Origin of the sequence: Thermus tengchongensis (assembly GCF_021462405.1) — a bacterium.
GTDB lineage: Bacteria > Deinococcota > Deinococci > Deinococcales > Thermaceae > Thermus > Thermus tengchongensis.
Genome location: NZ_JAKEDU010000005.1, coordinates 113,328 through 129,535 on the forward strand (window position 1 = coordinate 113,328; position 16,208 = coordinate 129,535).

A 16,208-nucleotide genomic window follows, 5' to 3' on the forward strand; every position below is an offset into this window, starting at 1 on the left:
TGGCGTGCTCATGGCCTCTTTGGGGCCCCTGTCGTGGCGCAAGCCACGACGGGGTACTTAACCGAGCCAGGGGGACACTAGCCCCTCGAGGCCACCCCCCGCTTCAGGAAAAACCCCGTCCCAAGGCCCAGGAGAAACCCCACCAGCAGGAAGATAAAGGCGAAGGCACCGGTGGAAGCCAGGTGCCACCCGAAGAACCAGTAACTGCACACCGCATACCGCTCCACCTGCACCCGGACCAGCTCCGGCAGGTCGCGGCTGGAGGTGAAGTTGATGAGAATAATGGCCAAAAGCAGGATAGCCAGGGTCAGGGCAAGCCCCCACTTCAAAATCGGGAAAACACTTCCCTTCATGTCCCAAGCTTACCAAAGGAAAGACCCTTTTCCGGGGTCCTTCCGCCTCCTCCTAAGGCCCCGGTTCCCGGTAAAGGTGACCTGGTGGCGCCCCGGTGCAGGGCCTATAATCGGCCTATGGTAAGGACCAGCTTACGGGACGAGGCTCTTTTTCAGCTCATCGCCCTGGAGGAAAAGCGCCAGCGGGAAGGCCTGGAGCTCATCGCCAGCGAGAACTTCGTCTCTGCCCAGGTGCGGGAGGCGGTAGGAAGCGTCCTCACCAACAAGTATGCGGAAGGTTACCCCGGGGCCCGCTACTACGGGGGGTGCGAGATCATCGACCAGGTGGAAAGCCTGGCCATAGAGCGGGCCAAAGCCCTCTTCGGCGCCGCTTGGGCCAACGTCCAGCCCCACTCCGGCTCCCAGGCCAACATGGCGGTGTACATGGCCCTCATGGAGCCGGGGGACACCCTCATGGGCATGGACCTGGCCGCGGGAGGCCACCTCACCCACGGCTCCAAGGTGAACTTCTCCGGGAAGCTCTACAAGGTGGTTTCCTACGGGGTCCGGCCCGATACCGAGCTCATCGACCTGGACGAGGTGCGCCGCTTGGCCCGGGAACACCGCCCCAAGGTGATCGTGGCCGGCTCAAGCGCCTACCCCCGCTTCTGGGACTTCCAGGCCTTCCGGGAGATCGCCGAGGAGGTGGGGGCCTACCTGGTGGTGGACATGGCCCACTTCGCCGGCCTGGTGGCGGCGGGCCTTCACCCAAACCCCCTCCCCCACGCCCACGTGGTCACCAGCACCACCCACAAGACCCTAAGGGGCCCGAGGGGCGGGCTTATTCTCTCCAACGACCTCGATCTGGGCAAAAAGATAGACAAGCTCATCTTCCCCGGCATCCAGGGCGGCCCCCTGGAACATGTGATCGCCGGCAAGGCGGTGGCCTTCTTTGAGGCCCTGCAGCCCGAGTTCAAGGAGTACAGCCGGCTGGTGGTGGCAAACGCCCGGCGCCTGGCGGAGGAGCTGGCAAATCGGGGCTACCGCATCGTCACCGGAGGCACGGACAACCACCTCTTCCTGGTGGACCTAAGGCCTAAGGGACTCACGGGAAAGGAGGCGGAAGAGCGGCTGGACGCCGTGGGCATCACCGTGAACAAAAACGCCATCCCCTTTGACCCCAAGCCCCCCAGGGTCACCTCGGGGATCCGCATCGGCACCCCGGCCATCACCACAAGGGGCTTCACCCCGGAGGAAATGCCCCTGGTGGCGGAGCTCATCGACCGGGCCCTCATGGAGGGGCCCTCGGAGGCCCTGCGAGAGGAGGTTAGGCAGCTCGCCCTAGCCCACCCCATGCCCTAGGGAAGCCTTAGAATGGAAGAGGATGCTCAAGCGCCTCGAGGTGCGCAACCTCGCCGTCATCTGCGAGGCCACCCTGGAGCTGGGCCCTGGGCTGAACGTCCTCACCGGGGAAACCGGAGCGGGGAAAAGCCTCCTGGTGGACGCCTTGGCCCTCCTCCTGGGGGCCAGGTCCGAGGGGCTTTTGGGGCCTTTTGGCGATAGCCTCCTGGTGACCGCCTTCTTCCAAGGCGAGGGCGAGGAGCGCATCCTTTCCCGCCGCATCGGGAACCGCTCCACCCCGCGGATCGATGGGAAGGTGGTAAGCCTCAAAGAGCTCCAGGAGGAGGCGGAAAGGTGGCTTTCCCTCCACGCCCAGCACACGGCCATCGCCCTCCTCTCCCCTAAAAGGCAACGGGAGCTTCTGGATGCCCTCCTGCCCCCGGGCCTCCTCCAGGAGTACGGGGAGGCCTACAGGAAGCATCAGGCCCTCCTTGCTGAAAAACGCACCCTGGAGGAAGCCCTAAGGGCCAAGACCGAGCGGGAGGACCTCTTGCGCTTCCAGCTCAAGGAGATCCTGGAGGCCAACCCCAGGCCCGGCGAGGATCAGGAGCTGGAGGCCGAGGCGCAAAGGCTTCGCCATCTGGAAGCCCTGAGGGAGCGCTCGGGAAAGGCCTATGCCCTCCTGGCGGAAGGGGGTGCCCTGGATCTTCTTCAGGCGGCTCTGCGGGAGCTAAGGGCGGGAAGCCGCTTTGACCCGGCCCTCGAGGCCCTGGCCCGGGACCTGGAGGGGGCTTTGGAAGGAGGCCGGGCCGTGGCCCGGGAGCTGGAGGACTACCTGGAAAGCCTGGAGGGAGACCCCAGCCGTCTGGCCCAGCTGGAGGAGCGCCTTTCCCTTCTGGAAAGGCTCAAGCGCAAGTACGGCCCCACCCTGGAGGAGGTCCTGCGCTACGGGGAAAGGGCCCAGGAGGAGCTCAAGGCCCTGGAGGGAGGGGAAGAGCGTCTTTTAGAGCTGGAAAGGGCTTTAAGGGTGGCCTCTGAGGCCCTCTACAAAGCGGGGGAGCGCCTTTCCGAAGCCCGCCTCCGGGCGGCAAGGAAGCTGGAAAAGGAAATGGAGGCGGAGCTTTCCGCCCTGGGTTTCCCCAAAGCCCGCTTCCAGGTGGAGCTCAAACCCCTCCCCGAACCCGGACCCCAGGGCCTGGAGGAGGTCCTGTTCCGCTTCTCCGCCAACCCCCACCTTCCCCCCGCTCCCCTCTCCGCGGCCAGCGGCGGGGAGCTCTCCCGCATCGCCCTAGCCCTCGCCCTCCTCACCGGGGCCGAGGCCCCCACCGTGGTCTTCGACGAGGTGGACGCCGGCATAGGGGGGGAAACCGCCTGGAAGGTGGCGGAAAGGCTGGCCCGCTTGGGCCAGTTCCGGCAGGTGCTGGTGGTCACCCACCTGCCCCAGATCGCCGCCCGGGCAACAAGGCACCTGAGGGTGGTGAAGGAGGGGGAGGAGGTGCGCATCGAGGTGCTGGAAGGGGAAAAGCGCATACGGGAGCTCGCCCGCCTCCTCTCCGGCCAGTACACCGAGGCCGCCCTGGCCCACGCCCGCCTCCTTCTGGAAGGAAACGGCCACCTCGTTCAGGATTGGGCGGAGGCCCAGGAATGAATCCCCTCGAGGCTCCCTACCCCGCCTATCTTGTCCGGGAAACGGAGGTGGTGCGCAACTCCCTGGCCGAAGGCCTTCCCCTTCCCCAGGGGGACACCCTGGAGGTGGGGACGAAGACCTACCAGGCGGTGCGCCTGCCCGCCCCGGAAGGCACCTACCTGCTTCTCCTCGAGGTCAGCCATCTGGCCGTGCGGGCCAAGGCCTACCAAAGCCTCCTTCGGGTGCTGAAAGGACTCATGCAACACGAGAAGCCGGAAGGCCTTCTCAAGGACTTGATCCGCGAAGCCGTGGCGGTGGTGCCAGGAGCTGAAGCGGGCAGCATCCTCTTAAGAGAAGGGGCCTTCTTTTACCTGGTGGCCCAGGAAGGTTTCAGCGAGCGCCTGCTCACGGCCCGCACCTCCTTGGAGGAGGAGGAGCTCTTCTGGTACGGCCTAGGGGTGGACAACTGGCAAAAGGGCCGGCCCCGGGTCCTCAAAGGGGAGGCCGACAGACGCATGTACCAGGCCAAGAGGGCTAGAAAAGGGCTTTAACCCCATCCGCCACGTACTGCACCGCCAAAGCCGCTAGGAGGATCCCCAAGACCCGGGTAACCACGTTCACCCCCGTGCGCCCCAGGGCCCGGCGCACCCTCACCGCCGCCCCCAGGAGCACATAGGCCAGGAAGAGGACCAAGAAAACGTTGAAGAGCACCACCGCCCAGCCCCAAGGCACCCCCCGGGCCTCCCCGCCCAGGATGAGGACGCTGGCCAAGGCCCCAGGTCCGGCGATGAGGGGAATGGCCAGGGGGAAAACGGAGATGTCCGCCCGCTCCCGGGCCTCATCCTTCTCCTCCTCCGTTTCCCGCTCGTGGTGGGCGAAGACCATCTCGGTGGCGATGCGGAAAAGCAGGATCCCCCCGGCGATGCGCAGGGCATCCAAGCTGATGCCCAGGTACTCCAGAAGCCCCCGGCCGAAAAAGAAGAAGGAAACCAGAAGCCCCCCTGCCACCAGCACCGCTTTCCTAGCGATCTGGGCCTGCTTCTTGGGGGGACGGTCCCCGGCCAAGGCTAAAAACACCGGCACCAGCCCCACCGGGTCCATGACCACGAAGAGGGTGAGGAAGGATTTGAGGAAAAGCTCCAGCACAAAGGCCTAAAGGCGCATCTTCCCCGCCACGAGGAGTTCCCCGAACTCCTCCTCCAGGGCCCTCGCCCCTTCCTCGGTCCGGGCCACCACCAGGATGGTATCCTCCCCCGCCAAGGTGCCCACGATCTCGTCCCGCTTGAGGCGGTCCATCAAAAGGGCGATGCCGGAGGCGTGGCCCTCCGCCGTCTTTACCACCAGGATATTCCCCCCCCGGTCCACGTCCTTGACGAAGAGGCCAAACTGCCGCTTCAGTTCCTCGTAAACGTCCTCGGGAAGCTCCATGGAGGGCAGGGCGTACTTGTGCCGCCCCTTGCCCAGGGAAACCCGGGCCAGTCTCAGCTCGGCGATGTCCCGGCTCACCGTGGCCTGGGTCACCTCAAAACCCAGCTGCTTCAGACGCTCCACCAGCTCCTTCTGCGTGCCGATCTCCTCCCGGCTCACGATCTCCTGAATGGCGCGGTGCCGCTCCGCTTTGCTTCGCATAGACACCCCTCTAACCCTTCCAGAACTCTTTAACCAAGTCCAGTATACGGTCGGCCACCTGCCGCTTTTTCATGCGGGGGAGTTCCAGCACCCGGCCATCCCGGAGGAGGAGGACCACCTCGTTTTCGAGGCTGCCGAAGCCCACTCCCTCCCGGTTCACCCAGTTGAGGACAATGAGGTCCAGGTTCTTGCGGAGAAGCTTCTCCTTGGCCCGCGCCAATCCCTCCCCGGTTTCCATGGCAAAGCCCACCAGGACCCTCGGTCCCTTGTTCTCCCCTAGCTCCTTGAGGATGTCGGGGTTGGGAAGAAGGCGGAGGACCTTCTCCGCCGCCACCTTGGGCTCCTTCTCCCGGCTCACCTCCGCCGGGCGGTAATCGGCCACCGCCGCCGCCATCACCACCGCCTGGGCCCAGGAATAGCGCCTCAGAATGGCCTCTCGCATCTCCAAGGCGCTTTCCACCCGAACCACCTCCACCCCCCAAGGGGCGGGCAGGGTCGTGGGCCCGGAAACCAGCACCACCTCCGCCCCCCGGTCCCGGGCGGCCTCGGCCAGGGCGTAGCCCATGCGGCCCGAGGAGGGGTTGGAAAGAAAGCGCACCGGATCCAGGTACTCCCGGGTGGGGCCGGCGGATACCAGAAGCTTAAGGCCCTTAAGGTCCTTGGGCGTGAGGAGGGCCTGAAGCCTCTCCAAAAGCTCCTCTGGCTCCAGCATCCGTCCCCATCCTTCCCCTTCCCCCACCGCCGCCAAAGGCCCGTAGGCGGGACCGAAAAGGGCATGGCCCATGGCCTCGAGGGTCCGGACATGCTCCTGGGTCTTGGGGGCAAGCCACATGGCCTCGTTCATGGCCGGGGCCCAGGCCACCCGCTTGGCCCCGGCGAGAAGCGTGGCGGAAAGGAGGTCGTCGGCCAGGCCCAAGGCGGCCTTGGCCATGGCGTCCGCGGTGGCCGGAGCCACCAGGACCACCTCGGCCCACCGGGCGAGCTCTATGTGTAAGGCCCGGCCATCCGGCCTGAACCAGGCCTCCTCCGTGGCCACCTCCCCTCCAGCAGCCACCGCCAGGGAAAGGGGGGTGATGAACTCCAGGGCCCTGGGGGTGGCCAGGACCCGCACCTCGTGGCCCTGGGCCCTGAGGAGGCGGAGGAGGTGGGGGGCCTTGATGGCCGCCACCCCCCCCGTCACCGCCACCAGGACCCGGGCCACCTACTCCTCCTCTTCCACCGGGTAAAGGCGTTCCATCTCCCGCTGCAGCCGGTCCTCGGGCACCAGGTTCTCCCCGAAGACCAGCCGCCCCATGAGGAGCTCCTTCATGGCCCAGGTGACGGGGTTGGGGTCGTCAAAGAGGCCCTCGAGGGTCCGCATCTTGGGCCTCTCCTCCGGCTCCAGGGCCGTGTTCTTGAAGCGGTGGCGGAGAAGCTGCTCTGCCCGCTTGGCCACCACCACGGTAAGCCGGTACTTGGAATCCACCATGCCAAAAAGCTTGTCAATCCCGGGTTCCGCCATAACTCCTCCGCAGAATCTCGTCCAGCTCCGCTTCCAGGTCCTTATCCCGCTTAAGGGCCTTCTCCAAGGCAGCGCCCATCCTGGGGGTACGCCGCCTCTCGGCGGTAAGGATGGCCAGGAAGTCGGCCACCGCCTCCTCCAGCACATCGTTCACGATCACATAGTCAAAGAGGTGGGCGTTTCGTATCTCCCACTCCGCCTGCTTCAGCCGCTTTTCTATCTTCTCAGGGGCGTCCTTGCCCCGGTAGACCAAACGCCGCTTCAGCTCAGAAAGGGAAGGGGGCAGGAGGAAGATGAGGACCGCCTCCGGTACCTTCTTGCGCACCTGCAGGGCTCCCTGGACCTCGATCTCCAGGAGGACATCCTCCCCCCGGGCCAGAGCCCGCTCCACCGGAGCCTTGGGGGTACCGTAGAGGTGCCCCACGTACTCGGCATGCTCCAAGAATCCATCCTCCCGCAACAGGAGCTCAAAGGTGGCCCTGTCCACAAAGTAGTAGTCCACCCCATCCCGTTCCCCGGGACGCGGGGGACGGGTGGTCATAGAGACGGAGTAGAAGAGGCGGGTGCGCTCCAGCACCTTAGCCCGCACCGTACCCTTCCCCACCCCGCTGGCCCCGGTCATGACGAAAAGGCGGCCCCCCATACCCCTCACCCCGGGAGGATACCAGAACCCTGGGTCCGGGAACAAGGATTTTTGTGATCTAGGCACCCTTCGCCCGTGGTACACTTGGGCCCGTGGCCTGGTACGAGGGCGCTTTCTTCTATCAGATCTTTCCCGACCGTTACTTCCGGGCAGGCCCCCCGGGCAAGCCCGCCCCCAGCGGTCCCTTCGAACCCTGGGAAGCCCCGCCCTCCCTTAGGGGCTTCAAGGGGGGCACCCTCTGGGGCATAGCGGAGAAAATCCCCTACCTTAAGGACTTGGGGGTGGAAGCCCTTTACCTGAACCCCATCTTCGCCTCCACCGCCAATCACCGATACCACACCACGGACTATTTCCAGGTGGATCCCCTCCTGGGGGGGAACGTGGCTCTAAGGCACCTTCTGGAAGTCGCCCATGCCCACGGCATTCGCGTCATCCTGGACGGGGTTTTCAACCACACGGGAAGGGGGTTTTTCGCCTTCCAGCACCTTTTGGAAAACGGGGAGGCGAGCCCTTATCGGGACTGGTACCACGTAAAGGGCTTCCCCCTAAACCCCTACGGGCGGAACCCCAACTACGAGGCCTGGTGGGGCAACCCCGAGCTCCCCAAGCTCCGGGTGGAAACCCCGGCGGTGCGGGAGTACCTCCTGGAGGTGGCGGAGTACTGGATCCGCTTCGGCGCGGATGGCTGGCGGCTGGACGTGCCCAACGAGATCGAGGACCCCGAGTTCTGGCGGGCTTTCCGCCGCCGGGTCAAGGGGGCCAACCCCGAGGCCTACATCGTGGGGGAAATCTGGGAGGAGGCCGACTTCTGGCTCCAGGGGGACATGTTTGACGCCACCATGAACTACCCCTTGAGCCGGGCCATCCTGGGCTTCGTGGGAGGGGAGGTCCTGGACCAGGAGCTGGCCGCCCGCTCGGGCCTGGGGCGCATCGAACCCCTGCAGGCCCTGGCCTTCAGCCACCGGCTGGAGAACCTCTTCACCCGGTACCGGCCTGAGGTGGTGCGGGCCCAGATGAACCTCCTCACCTCCCACGACACCCCCCGCCTCCTCACCCTCCTTAGGGGAAGCGTGGAGCGGGCTAAGCTGGCCCTTTCCCTGCTTTTCCTCCTGCCGGGAAACCCCACGGTGTACTACGGGGAGGAGATCGGCATGGAGGGCGGCCACGACCCGGAAAACCGCGGGGGCATGGTGTGGGAGGAAGGCCGCTGGAGGCGGGAGATCCGGGAGAGCGTGCGGCGGATGGCCCGCCTGCGCCAAGAACACCCCCTCCTCCGCACCGCCCCCTACGGGCGGATCTACGCGGTGGACGGCCACCTGGCCTTCACCCGGGGGCCCTACCTGGTGGTGGTGAACGCCGCTTCCGAGCCTTTCCGCCAGGATTTTCCCCTGCATGGTGCCCTGCCTCGAGGGGCCCAGGCCGTGGACCTCCTCTCCGGAAAAACCTGCACCCCGGCAGGAGGACGCCTTTGTGGGCCCGAGCTTCCCCCTTTTTCTGTGGCCATCTGGGTGGAGGTCTAGGGCCAGGCTCCCTCAAAGCGCAGGAGCCAGGCCTTAAGCCCCTCCTGCCCGGCAAACCCCCCAAGCCGCCCGTCGGCGTGGACCACCCGGTGGGCGGGCACCAGGAGGAAGAAGGGCGAGGCCCGCAACCCCGCCCCCACCGCCCTTGGGGAGAGGCCAAGCTCCCGCGCCAGGCTTCCATAACTTTCCGTGCGCCCGTAGGGGATGCGGCGCACCCGCTCGTAAAGGGCCACCCGGGCCGGGGAAAACCCGGCGTAGTCCAGGGGAATGTCCAGAAAGTCAGGCCTTTCCCCGGCGAAGTAGGCCAGGACGTGCTCCCGCACCCTAAGGGCCAAAGCCCCCTCCGCCTCCCGCCCCCGGGGAAAGAGGGCGGGCTCCAGGAGCCGCACCCCCGCAGAGGTCGTCTCCAACCACAAGGGTCCGATAGGCGTGGGGATCAGCATAGCCAAAACCGCCTCTTCGCCACAATGGCCAATGGCCCTACTAAAGAAGCAATCTATAATGGGCGCATGGGAACACCTCGGATCTTTTCCCAGGGTTCCTCTCCTGGGCCTGAACGCCTCCTTCTGGCGCCACCCTGGGAAGCCGAGGAAACCTTGACCGCCACAGCCCTGGAGGCCTACCTAAAAGCCAAGTCCCCAGCGTGAAGGGATCCAGGCGGTCTCCACCCCGGATATCCGGCCCAGCAGCAAGTCGGAAAGGAAGGTGCCAGGGAAGTAGTGCCCCAGGACCTCCCGGTACCCGTACCCCGCCTCCGCCATGCCCTTGGCCCCCCACTGGGAGAGGCCCACCCCGTGCCCTGCCCCCCGGCCCTCCGCCCGCCAGCCCTTGAACTCCACCAAAGCCGAGGGCAGGCCCAGGTTCCGCACCAGCCGCTGGGCCTCGGGCCCTTGGATCTCCACCCCAAGGAGCCGGAGGCGCCACACCCTACCCGAAGCGCTCCGCTCCAGCACCACCGGGGAGTCGCTGCCTTGGGGCGTGTGGCCCATGGCCCGCAAAGCCGCCGCCGCCCTCTCGGGACTCACGGAAACCTGCCACTGGCTTTTGGGACCCCGGGCATAGGGGTCCGGCCTCGGCCGCAAATAGGGCAGGGCCTTCTGAAAGACCTCTTCGCTCCCCGCGGTCATACCCCCGGAGTCGGCGTGGTACAGCGCGGAAATGGCCCTTCCCTGGTAGCTTAGGACCTTCCCCCGGGTACCCCTCACCGCCTCAGTGTGCCGGGCGGTTTCCACGTCAAAACCCAGGTAGACCTGGCAGACCTCGCTGGCGCAGAGGTCGTATGGAGCCCGGGGGTTCAGCCGATTCACGGCAAAGGTGCGGGCCACCACCGCCTGGGCCTTTAAAGCCTCCTGGGGAAAGCCCTCGGGCATCTCCGCGGGGAGGACGCCGAGGAGGTAGTCCTCCAAAAGGACCAAGTTCACCAGCAAAAGCTTTCCCCCTTGGGAGAGAAGCCGTACCCCACCCCTATAGGTGCGCCCATCCAGGCGGAAATAGGGTCCGGGAAACTCCCAAAAGGGCTGGACCTTGCCCTCCACCCAGACCCCTTGGGCCTCCCCCCTGGCCCGCACGGTTCCCTGGCCCTCCGGCAGGAGGAGGGACACCTCCTGGCCCTCCGGCACCTCCTTCAGGAGCACCCTAAGGAGAAGGTCCCCTTCCTGGCCCCGGGAGGGCAGGATCCAGACCAGCAAAAGGAGGCATGCCAGAAGGGCACCCTTTAACCCATGCGTCATATATTGCCCCCATCCTACCACCTAGCCCAAAACCAAGGTGGCCCTTCCCGAGATGGGTGCCTCTCGGAGCCTGAGGAGGGCCTCGGGGTGACGCAAGGCGTACATGGCGAAGGGGTAGACCCGCTCCTGAGGCAGGCCTCGAGGCAAGAGGTGCCGCTTGAGGCGCTCCAGATGATGGAGAAGGACCGCATCCCGCCCCATGCGGGCGCGAAGGAGCTTCTTCAAAAGCCTTTCCCCCTCCCCCTTCAGCCTCGCCCGGAAGCGGCGGAAAGGCCTTTCCAAGGTGGGCTCCAGGGCATGGGCCTTTTGGCCCAGGGCCTCCACTTCCTCCAAGAGGCGCAAAAGCTCGGCCTCGAGTTCCCTAAACCCTTCCAGCACCTCCTTGACAGCCTTAAGAAAGGCATCCTCTCCCCCATCCACAAACGCCCAGGGATCCAGGCGGTACCTCTCCACAATCCGGTGGATGGGAGGTTCCAAAACCACGGCCCTCAGGCGAAGGAAGAGGGCAGGCATGGGGATACCGTAAAGGGCGTAGACCCCGGAAAGCTCGGCCACATACCGGAACTCGTTGGGACCCACCACGAAGCCCGCCGTGGGCAGAACCAGGTCCTGGAACACCGGCCTCAAGCCCGCCGCAGGGGTGAGGCGGCTGGGATCGGTCCTAAGGATCTCCAGGAGCTCCTTTTTGCTATAGCGGCGCACCCCGTCGGTAAAGGCTCCATCTTGATAAAAAAGCAACCTTCTTTGATCGGTTTCCAAAAAAAGATTGGTGGCCCCCGGCTTGCGCTTCAAGGGAGGCCTGCCCCCCAAAGCGCGGATGCGCTCCGCCTCCTGGTTGATGGCCTGGGCGCTGGCCAAGGGGTCCTCCAGCTCCCTTTCCAGGGCCTTTTGGAAAAGGAGAGCAAGCTCCTGAGCCATGGGGTCAAAGGGAATAAGGCCCCTCTCCCCCAGAAAGGCCAAGAGGGTGCGGGCGAAAAACTCAGACAGGGTTTCCCCCTCCAGGGCGTAGGCCACCCGGGTATCCCGGGACCAGGAACCCAGAAACTCCCTCACCGCCTCTCGGTAAGGGGCAAAAGGAATCCGTCCTGCGGGAAGGGGCGGCAGGGGTAGGGATAGGGTACGCACCTCCTCCTCCAGGAGAAGGTGAAGGTGGCGCACCTCCTCCACATCGTGGTCCTGGGAAGCCACCCAGAAGAGGGAAGCCGCCCCCACCTTTTCCGCCAGGCCCAAAGCGGTGTGGGCCTTGTAGAAGGTCAGGGCAGGCCCCCCCAGAAGCCCCGCCTGCTGGCCCGTGACCACCGCCCCCTGCCCCAGGCCCTCGAGGGCCGCCAGGACCTCCCGTGGAGCCTGAAGACGCTTCAGGTAAGCTGCAAGCGCCGAGGAGAGTTGGGGATGGCCTTCCCGGCCCAAGCGCTCTTTGAGGACCTGTTCCCCCTGGGGTAGGCCCAAAAGCTGGGCCAGGACCTGGGCTTCCATGCTTCAAAGCCTAAAGCGCCTCGGCCAGGCGGGCAAGGGCCTGGGGTTCCCGGACCTCCACCCTACGGTAGCCCAGGTCCACTACCCCCGAAAGGGCCCACTCCCCCAGGAGCTTGGTCACGGTCTCCCGGGTGGCCCCCACCATGCGGGCCAGGTCCTGGTGGGAAAAGGCCACCTCTCCCGCCTGGCTTAACCTCAGGAGAAGCCGGGCCAAGCGCTGGCTCACGGAAAGGTGGCGCAGTTCCCAAAGCCGCTCCTCCGCCTCCTTGAGCCGGGCGTAGAGGGCCTCCAGGAGGAAGCGCTCCACCTCGGGAAAACGCGCCCGCACGGGGGCCAGGGCTTCCTGGGGGGCGAAGAGGAACTCAGCGTAGGTTAGGGCGGTGGCCCCCGAAGTGCGCCTTCCTCCCCCCACTAGGGCCTCCTCCCCAAAAAGCCCTCCAGGCCCCACCACCCCCAAGGTGGCGGGCTCCCCTTCCGCCGAGCGGGGCCCCTCCAGCCAGACAAGCCCTTCCCGCACCAGGTACACCCCGTCCGCCCGGTCCCCCAGGGCGTAGAGGGGGGTACCCCGCAAGACCCTCTTGGGCTGGAACACCCTGGCCATCTCCCGCCGGGCCTCGAGGGAAAGCTCCTGGAACATGCCCCGAGTTTACAAAAATAGGGGGGCTTCGGAGGCAGGGATAAGCCCCCGGGCCTCGGCCTCAGCGAAGAGCCTTTTCACCGCTTTTTCCCCTTCCTCCCCCACGTCCTGGCTGAACCCGTTGACATAGGTGCGCACATGGGCCCAGATCACCTCCTCCGAAAGCTCCTGGGCATGGGCTTTTAGGTAGGGAAGGGTTTCTTCAGGATGGGCAAAGGCGTATTCCAGGCTCCGCCGCACCGCCTCGTCCAGGGCCCGGATGAGCCCCTCCCCCAGGTCCCGCCGGGCCAGGATGGCCCCCAAGGGGAGGGGCAGGCCCGTTTCCCCTTCCCACCACTCCCCCAGGTCCAGGACCTTGACCAGGCCGTACTCCGGGTAGGTGAAACGGCTTTCGTGGATGATGAGGCCCGCCTCCACCTCCCCTTGGGCCACCAGGGGCATGATCCGGTCGTAGCGCACCTCCACCGGCTCAAACCCTTCCGCGTACAAGGAGAGGAGCAAAAAGGCCGTGGTGTTCCGCCCGGGTATGGCCACCCGGGCTCCCTTCAGGCTCCTCAAGGGCTTTTTGGCCACCACCAAAGGGCCCACGCCCCTGCCCAAAGCCCCCCCGCTCCTTAGGGCCACATACCGGTCCCGCACCCTCCCATAGGCGGCATAGGAGAGCTTGGTCAGGGGTAGCCTCCCCTCCAAAGCCCAGCGGTTCAGGGTTTCCACGTCCTCCAAAACCGCCTCCACGGGAAGCGGGCTCTCCACAAGGCCGTGGGTCAGGGCGTAGAAGATGAAGGTGTCGTTGGGACAGGGGGAGTAGCCCAGCTTCAGAACCGTCGCCTCCATGAACCCTACTGTACCCCCTTGAGGGCCCGTTTGAAGAGCTCGGGGGCGAAGGCCTTGAGGGCCCTTAAAAACCCCGTGGCCCCCCGGGCCCGCCCCGGGATCACGTAGACCGGAACCCCCAGGCGCTCCGCCTCTAGGCGCACGGGCTCGGAGAAGTCGTGGCCCACATAGCTGGAAACCACCATGAGGCCATGGGCCCTCTCCAGGCGGTTCTGGATCCGCCTTAGGGCCTCCTTGCCCACCCCGGCGGTATCCGCATCAAACCAGTCCACTTTGAGGCCCCGGGCCTCGAGGAGGGGAACCAGCCGGCTCCTGAGCTGGGTATGCCCGCCCACCACCAGAAGGTGCTCCCCGTGGAACTGGGGCAAGCCTTCCTCTAAGAGCTCCTCCTTGGTCTCGGGCAGGGCCTTTGGGCTTTCCCCCAAGGCCTCCAGGCCCCGGCTCACCGCCTTAAGCTCCTCCAGGTAAAGGGAAAGGCTCTCGTCGTGAGGCCTTAGGAAGAGGAGGTTTCTTAAGACCTCCCGGGAAAGGTCCAGGTCCTTTTCCCGATAAAGGGCTACCTCCAAGGCCTTCTGCCAGTGCTCCGCCGCCTTCCGCCAGTTCCCCTGGCCTTCGTAGTGCTCCGCCAGGTCAAAGAGCACCTCCAGGGCTTGGGGATCGGCCCTCAGCTCCTCCAGCAAAAGCCGCTCCACCTCCTCCCCCCGCCCCTCGGCATACAGGGCGGCCAAGTACTGCCCCCGCACCTCCGAGGCCTCGGGACTTTCCCGGAAACCACGGGAAAGCCGGTAGGCCAGGGCCAGAAGCTCCAGGGGGGGCTTTGGCGTGCGGCCCAGGGCCTGGTAGAGAAGGCTAAAGGCCGCCCAGGGACCCTCCAGCCTCTCCAGAAGGGCAAGGAGCCCCATGAGGTCCTCCTCGGCCACCTCGGAAAGCCCGGCATCCCGGGCCCGGGAGAGAAGCTCCCTGGCCAAGACCTCCTCTCCCCCCTTCAGGGCCTCCTGGGCCAGCTGGAAAAGGTAGGGGGCAGGGTAGGCCCTTAAGGCATGGGCCCGCTTGTGGTCCCCCAGGATCTCCTTAAGGGGCCGCCTGAGGGCCCGCTTCACCTGGGCCAGGTGGTGGTAGGCCAGGCCCGCCACCTCCCCTGTTCCCCGATCCGCCGCCCGTTCCAAAAGGCGTAGGGCTTCCAGGTGGCGCCCCTCCCGTTCCCGGAGCATCCCGAGAAGCAGCAAGGCCTCAGGGATTTCCGCCCGGGCCAAGGCCTCGGTGAGGTAGGGCTCCACTGGCTTCAAGTCCTCCATGGGCCGCACCTCCAGCGGAGAGCGGACCCTTAGGGCCACCAGGGCAAGCCCCAAAAAGCCCTCGGCCTCGTCCAGATCCGCAAGCCTCCTGGCATACCGCTCCGCCCGGGCAAAAAGCCCCTGGATCAGGGCCGCCTTCAGGCCAAGCCGGAGCATCTCCCGGGTCAGTAGGGTTGGGGAAAGGTCCTCCACAAACTCCGCCCGGCGGCTTACCTCCGCCCACTCTCCTTCCCGGGCGAAGCGGCGCATGCGCTCGGTGATCCGTTCCAGGGCCTCCCGCACGTACCCTTCCGCCTCGGGCAGGCCCGATTCCACAAACTGCCTGAGGGCGTCCGCATACCGCCCCAGGCTCAGGTAGACCCGGCCCAGGTAGATGCGGTACCTTCCTCCCCTCCCCGCCAGGGCCTCGAGGCGGGGCCTGGCCCGCTCGTACTCCCCGAGCTCCACCAGCACCATGGCCCTTAGGTCCTCCGCCTCCTCGGAAAGGGCCCGCCTTAAGACCTCCTCCGCCTCGGCATAGCGGGAAAGGGCGAAAAGGGCCCGCCCCCTCAGGCAGGCCGCCTCCCCTTCCACTTCCTCGGGCAGATGGGCCAGCACCTCCGCATACCGCCCTGCGGCCAGAAGCTCCCGCACCTCGGAAAGATCCTCCTGAACCAGAACGGGAACCCGCAGGGGTGCCTCCTCAAGCTCCAGGGAAGCTTCCTCGTCCACCGCCAGGGACCAGGCCGCCTCCTTAACCTCCAGTGCCTCGGGCCTTCTCGCCAGCACCAGAAAGTACTCCCCTTCCCCCACCCGCTCCACCTGGTCAAACCCCAGGTGCTTTAGGCCTTCCTCCACCCCTTCCGGGCTTTTGCCCAGGAAGGGCCCGTGGCCGTAAATCAAAAGCCCACCGGGCTTCAACAGCCGGGCGAAAAGGGGAAGGCGCTCAAAGAAACCGAAGCGTTTCCAAAAGGAGGGGGCCTCGAGGCGGCTTTCCAGCTCCTGGTCCACAAAGCCCTCGGGGAACACGGAAAGGAGAAGCAGGGTGTCAAAGGGGGGAAGCTCCGCCTCCTCCGCCCAGGCCAGGTGCCAGGCCACCTCGGGCACCCGCTTTTTCCCAAGCTCCACGGCCTCCTCCACCCCGTCCAGGGCGTGGAAGGAAAGCTCGGGCCGCTTCCTCTGCAAATAGCCCACCAAGGCCCCGGTGAAGGCCCCCACCTCCAAAACCTGCCCCTCTAAGCGGGAAGGCACCTCCCGGGCGTAGAACTCCAAAAAGGGCAGGTGCATGCCGTAGACCAGGGCCTCCCCCTTGGGCACCTTGAGGATCTCCTGGTAGAAACTTCGCACCGCCTCCCTGCCGCCCCCCGAAAGGTAGGCCCGCCAGGCCTTGAGAACAGGCTCCCGCTTGGCGGGACTTCCCACCCGCTTGGCCAACTCGGCCTCAAAGCGCCCCGGGGAAACCGGCCCCCAGACGCCAAACCGCTCCTTCAGGTATAGCCTTAGCTCATCAGGCATTTGCCGGAAGTCTACCAAAAGGAGGGCGGGTTGGTCCAGCAGAACCCCCCCGCCCGGGCATAACCCCAAGCGGGGGGAACCCCAACGGGCTAAGTACCCGCACGCAAAGGTTGCCCCATCGGCCAAAGCCGAAGCGGCGTGCTCACAGC

16 protein-coding genes are annotated in these 16,208 nt (G+C 66.0%); 4 read left to right on the forward strand and 12 right to left on the reverse strand.

The window, feature by feature from the left end; genetic code table 11:
- Positions 1–77: 77 nt before the first annotated feature.
- A complete protein-coding gene (locus L1087_RS07945; RefSeq protein WP_038041329.1) occupies positions 78–353 on the reverse strand; it encodes a hypothetical protein in 276 nt (91 codons plus the stop codon).
- A gap of 117 nt (positions 354–470) precedes the next feature.
- Here L1087_RS07945 and glyA point away from each other — a divergent pair, with 117 nt between their 5' ends.
- Genes glyA through L1087_RS07960 form a run of 3 tightly spaced genes read left to right on the forward strand, consistent with a single transcriptional unit; the run spans position 471 to position 3,851 of the window.
- Positions 471–1,694, forward strand: coding sequence for a serine hydroxymethyltransferase (gene glyA, locus L1087_RS07950; protein WP_234558404.1), 1,224 nt, complete (start codon positions 471–473; stop codon positions 1,692–1,694).
- Between the two features lie 22 nt (positions 1,695–1,716).
- Positions 1,717–3,321, forward strand: coding sequence for a DNA repair protein RecN (locus tag L1087_RS07955; protein ID WP_234558405.1), 1,605 nt, complete (start codon positions 1,717–1,719; stop codon positions 3,319–3,321).
- Positions 3,318–3,851 (forward strand): hypothetical protein, encoded by a 534-nt coding sequence (locus L1087_RS07960; RefSeq protein ID WP_234558407.1) that lies wholly within the window; start codon positions 3,318–3,320, stop codon positions 3,849–3,851. The genes L1087_RS07955 and L1087_RS07960 overlap by 4 nt, the downstream gene beginning before the upstream one ends.
- Here the strand turns inward: L1087_RS07960 and L1087_RS07965 are convergent.
- From L1087_RS07965 to gmk, 5 genes are read right to left on the reverse strand one after another with little or no spacing between them, the layout of a single operon-like run.
- Entirely contained in the window at positions 3,835–4,446 is a 612-nt protein-coding gene (locus L1087_RS07965; protein WP_135259860.1) for a MarC family protein, read from the reverse strand. The two genes, L1087_RS07960 and L1087_RS07965, sit on opposite strands and share 17 nt — an antisense overlap.
- A gap of 6 nt (positions 4,447–4,452) precedes the next feature.
- Positions 4,453–4,929 (reverse strand): arginine repressor, encoded by a 477-nt coding sequence (argR, locus tag L1087_RS07970; protein WP_038041320.1) that lies wholly within the window; start codon positions 4,927–4,929, stop codon positions 4,453–4,455.
- Positions 4,930–4,939: 10 nt separating this feature from the next.
- A complete protein-coding gene (coaBC, locus tag L1087_RS07975) occupies positions 4,940–6,130 on the reverse strand; it encodes a bifunctional phosphopantothenoylcysteine decarboxylase/phosphopantothenate--cysteine ligase CoaBC (RefSeq protein WP_234558408.1) in 1,191 nt (396 codons plus the stop codon).
- A complete protein-coding gene (gene rpoZ / locus L1087_RS07980; RefSeq protein WP_038041316.1) occupies positions 6,131–6,430 on the reverse strand; it encodes a DNA-directed RNA polymerase subunit omega in 300 nt (99 codons plus the stop codon).
- Positions 6,411–7,073 carry a guanylate kinase gene (gmk, locus tag L1087_RS07985; RefSeq protein ID WP_038041314.1) on the reverse strand — a complete coding sequence of 221 codons (663 nt, stop codon included), beginning with the start codon at positions 7,071–7,073 and terminating at the stop codon, positions 6,411–6,413. Before gmk ends, rpoZ begins: the two co-directional genes overlap by 20 nt.
- A 92-nt stretch (positions 7,074–7,165) precedes the next feature.
- Here gmk and L1087_RS07990 point away from each other — a divergent pair, with 92 nt between their 5' ends.
- Positions 7,166–8,593, forward strand: a complete 1,428-nt coding sequence (locus L1087_RS07990; RefSeq protein ID WP_038041312.1) for a glycoside hydrolase family 13 protein — start codon at positions 7,166–7,168, stop codon at positions 8,591–8,593.
- On the opposite strand, the gene L1087_RS07995 is transcribed toward L1087_RS07990, so the two are convergent.
- From L1087_RS07995 to L1087_RS08020, 6 genes are all read right to left on the reverse strand, one after another.
- Positions 8,590–9,036 (reverse strand): methylated-DNA--[protein]-cysteine S-methyltransferase, encoded by a 447-nt coding sequence (locus L1087_RS07995; RefSeq protein WP_038041309.1) that lies wholly within the window; start codon positions 9,034–9,036, stop codon positions 8,590–8,592. The two genes, L1087_RS07990 and L1087_RS07995, sit on opposite strands and share 4 nt — an antisense overlap.
- Before the next feature lie 180 nt (positions 9,037–9,216).
- Positions 9,217–10,323, reverse strand: coding sequence for a SpoIID/LytB domain-containing protein (locus tag L1087_RS08000; protein WP_234558410.1), 1,107 nt, complete (start codon positions 10,321–10,323; stop codon positions 9,217–9,219).
- Positions 10,324–10,344: 21 nt separating this feature from the next.
- A complete protein-coding gene (gene bshC / locus L1087_RS08005) occupies positions 10,345–11,799 on the reverse strand; it encodes a bacillithiol biosynthesis cysteine-adding enzyme BshC (RefSeq protein WP_234558412.1) in 1,455 nt (484 codons plus the stop codon).
- 10 nt (positions 11,800–11,809) lie between these two features.
- Entirely contained in the window at positions 11,810–12,436 is a 627-nt protein-coding gene (locus L1087_RS08010) for a Crp/Fnr family transcriptional regulator (RefSeq protein WP_015718065.1), read from the reverse strand.
- Between the two features lie 9 nt (positions 12,437–12,445).
- The gene (locus L1087_RS08015; protein ID WP_234558413.1) at positions 12,446–13,270 is read right to left on the reverse strand and encodes a menaquinone biosynthesis family protein; all 825 of its coding nucleotides are present in this window, start codon (positions 13,268–13,270) and stop codon (positions 12,446–12,448) included.
- A gap of 5 nt (positions 13,271–13,275) precedes the next feature.
- Positions 13,276–16,059: a tetratricopeptide repeat protein gene (locus L1087_RS08020; protein ID WP_234558414.1), complete on the reverse strand. Its 2,784-nt coding sequence runs from the start codon at positions 16,057–16,059 to the stop codon at positions 13,276–13,278.
- Positions 16,060–16,208: the final 149 nt, after the last annotated feature.

What these genes read in the sequence shown, in the direction of transcription:
- L1087_RS08010 (WP_015718065.1), bottom strand. Translation starts at nt 12,436, where the DNA reads ATGTTCCAGGAGCTTTCCCTCGAGGCCCGGCGGGAGATGGCCAGGGTG.
- bshC (WP_234558412.1), bottom strand. Translation starts at nt 11,799, where the DNA reads ATGGAAGCCCAGGTCCTGGCCCAGCTTTTGGGCCTACCCCAGGGGGAA.
- L1087_RS08000 (WP_234558410.1), bottom strand. Translation starts at nt 10,323, where the DNA reads ATGACGCATGGGTTAAAGGGTGCCCTTCTGGCATGCCTCCTTTTGCTG.
- L1087_RS07955 (WP_234558405.1), top strand. Translation starts at nt 1,717, where the DNA reads ATGCTCAAGCGCCTCGAGGTGCGCAACCTCGCCGTCATCTGCGAGGCC.
- L1087_RS08015 (WP_234558413.1), bottom strand. Translation starts at nt 13,270, where the DNA reads ATGGAGGCGACGGTTCTGAAGCTGGGCTACTCCCCCTGTCCCAACGAC.
- L1087_RS07995 (WP_038041309.1), bottom strand. Translation starts at nt 9,036, where the DNA reads ATGCTGATCCCCACGCCTATCGGACCCTTGTGGTTGGAGACGACCTCT.
- glyA (WP_234558404.1), top strand. Translation starts at nt 471, where the DNA reads ATGGTAAGGACCAGCTTACGGGACGAGGCTCTTTTTCAGCTCATCGCC.
- rpoZ (WP_038041316.1), bottom strand. Translation starts at nt 6,430, where the DNA reads ATGGCGGAACCCGGGATTGACAAGCTTTTTGGCATGGTGGATTCCAAG.
- L1087_RS07945 (WP_038041329.1), bottom strand. Translation starts at nt 353, where the DNA reads ATGAAGGGAAGTGTTTTCCCGATTTTGAAGTGGGGGCTTGCCCTGACC.
- gmk (WP_038041314.1), bottom strand. Translation starts at nt 7,073, where the DNA reads ATGGGGGGCCGCCTTTTCGTCATGACCGGGGCCAGCGGGGTGGGGAAG.
- argR (WP_038041320.1), bottom strand. Translation starts at nt 4,929, where the DNA reads ATGCGAAGCAAAGCGGAGCGGCACCGCGCCATTCAGGAGATCGTGAGC.
- L1087_RS08020 (WP_234558414.1), bottom strand. Translation starts at nt 16,059, where the DNA reads ATGCCTGATGAGCTAAGGCTATACCTGAAGGAGCGGTTTGGCGTCTGG.
- L1087_RS07960 (WP_234558407.1), top strand. Translation starts at nt 3,318, where the DNA reads ATGAATCCCCTCGAGGCTCCCTACCCCGCCTATCTTGTCCGGGAAACG.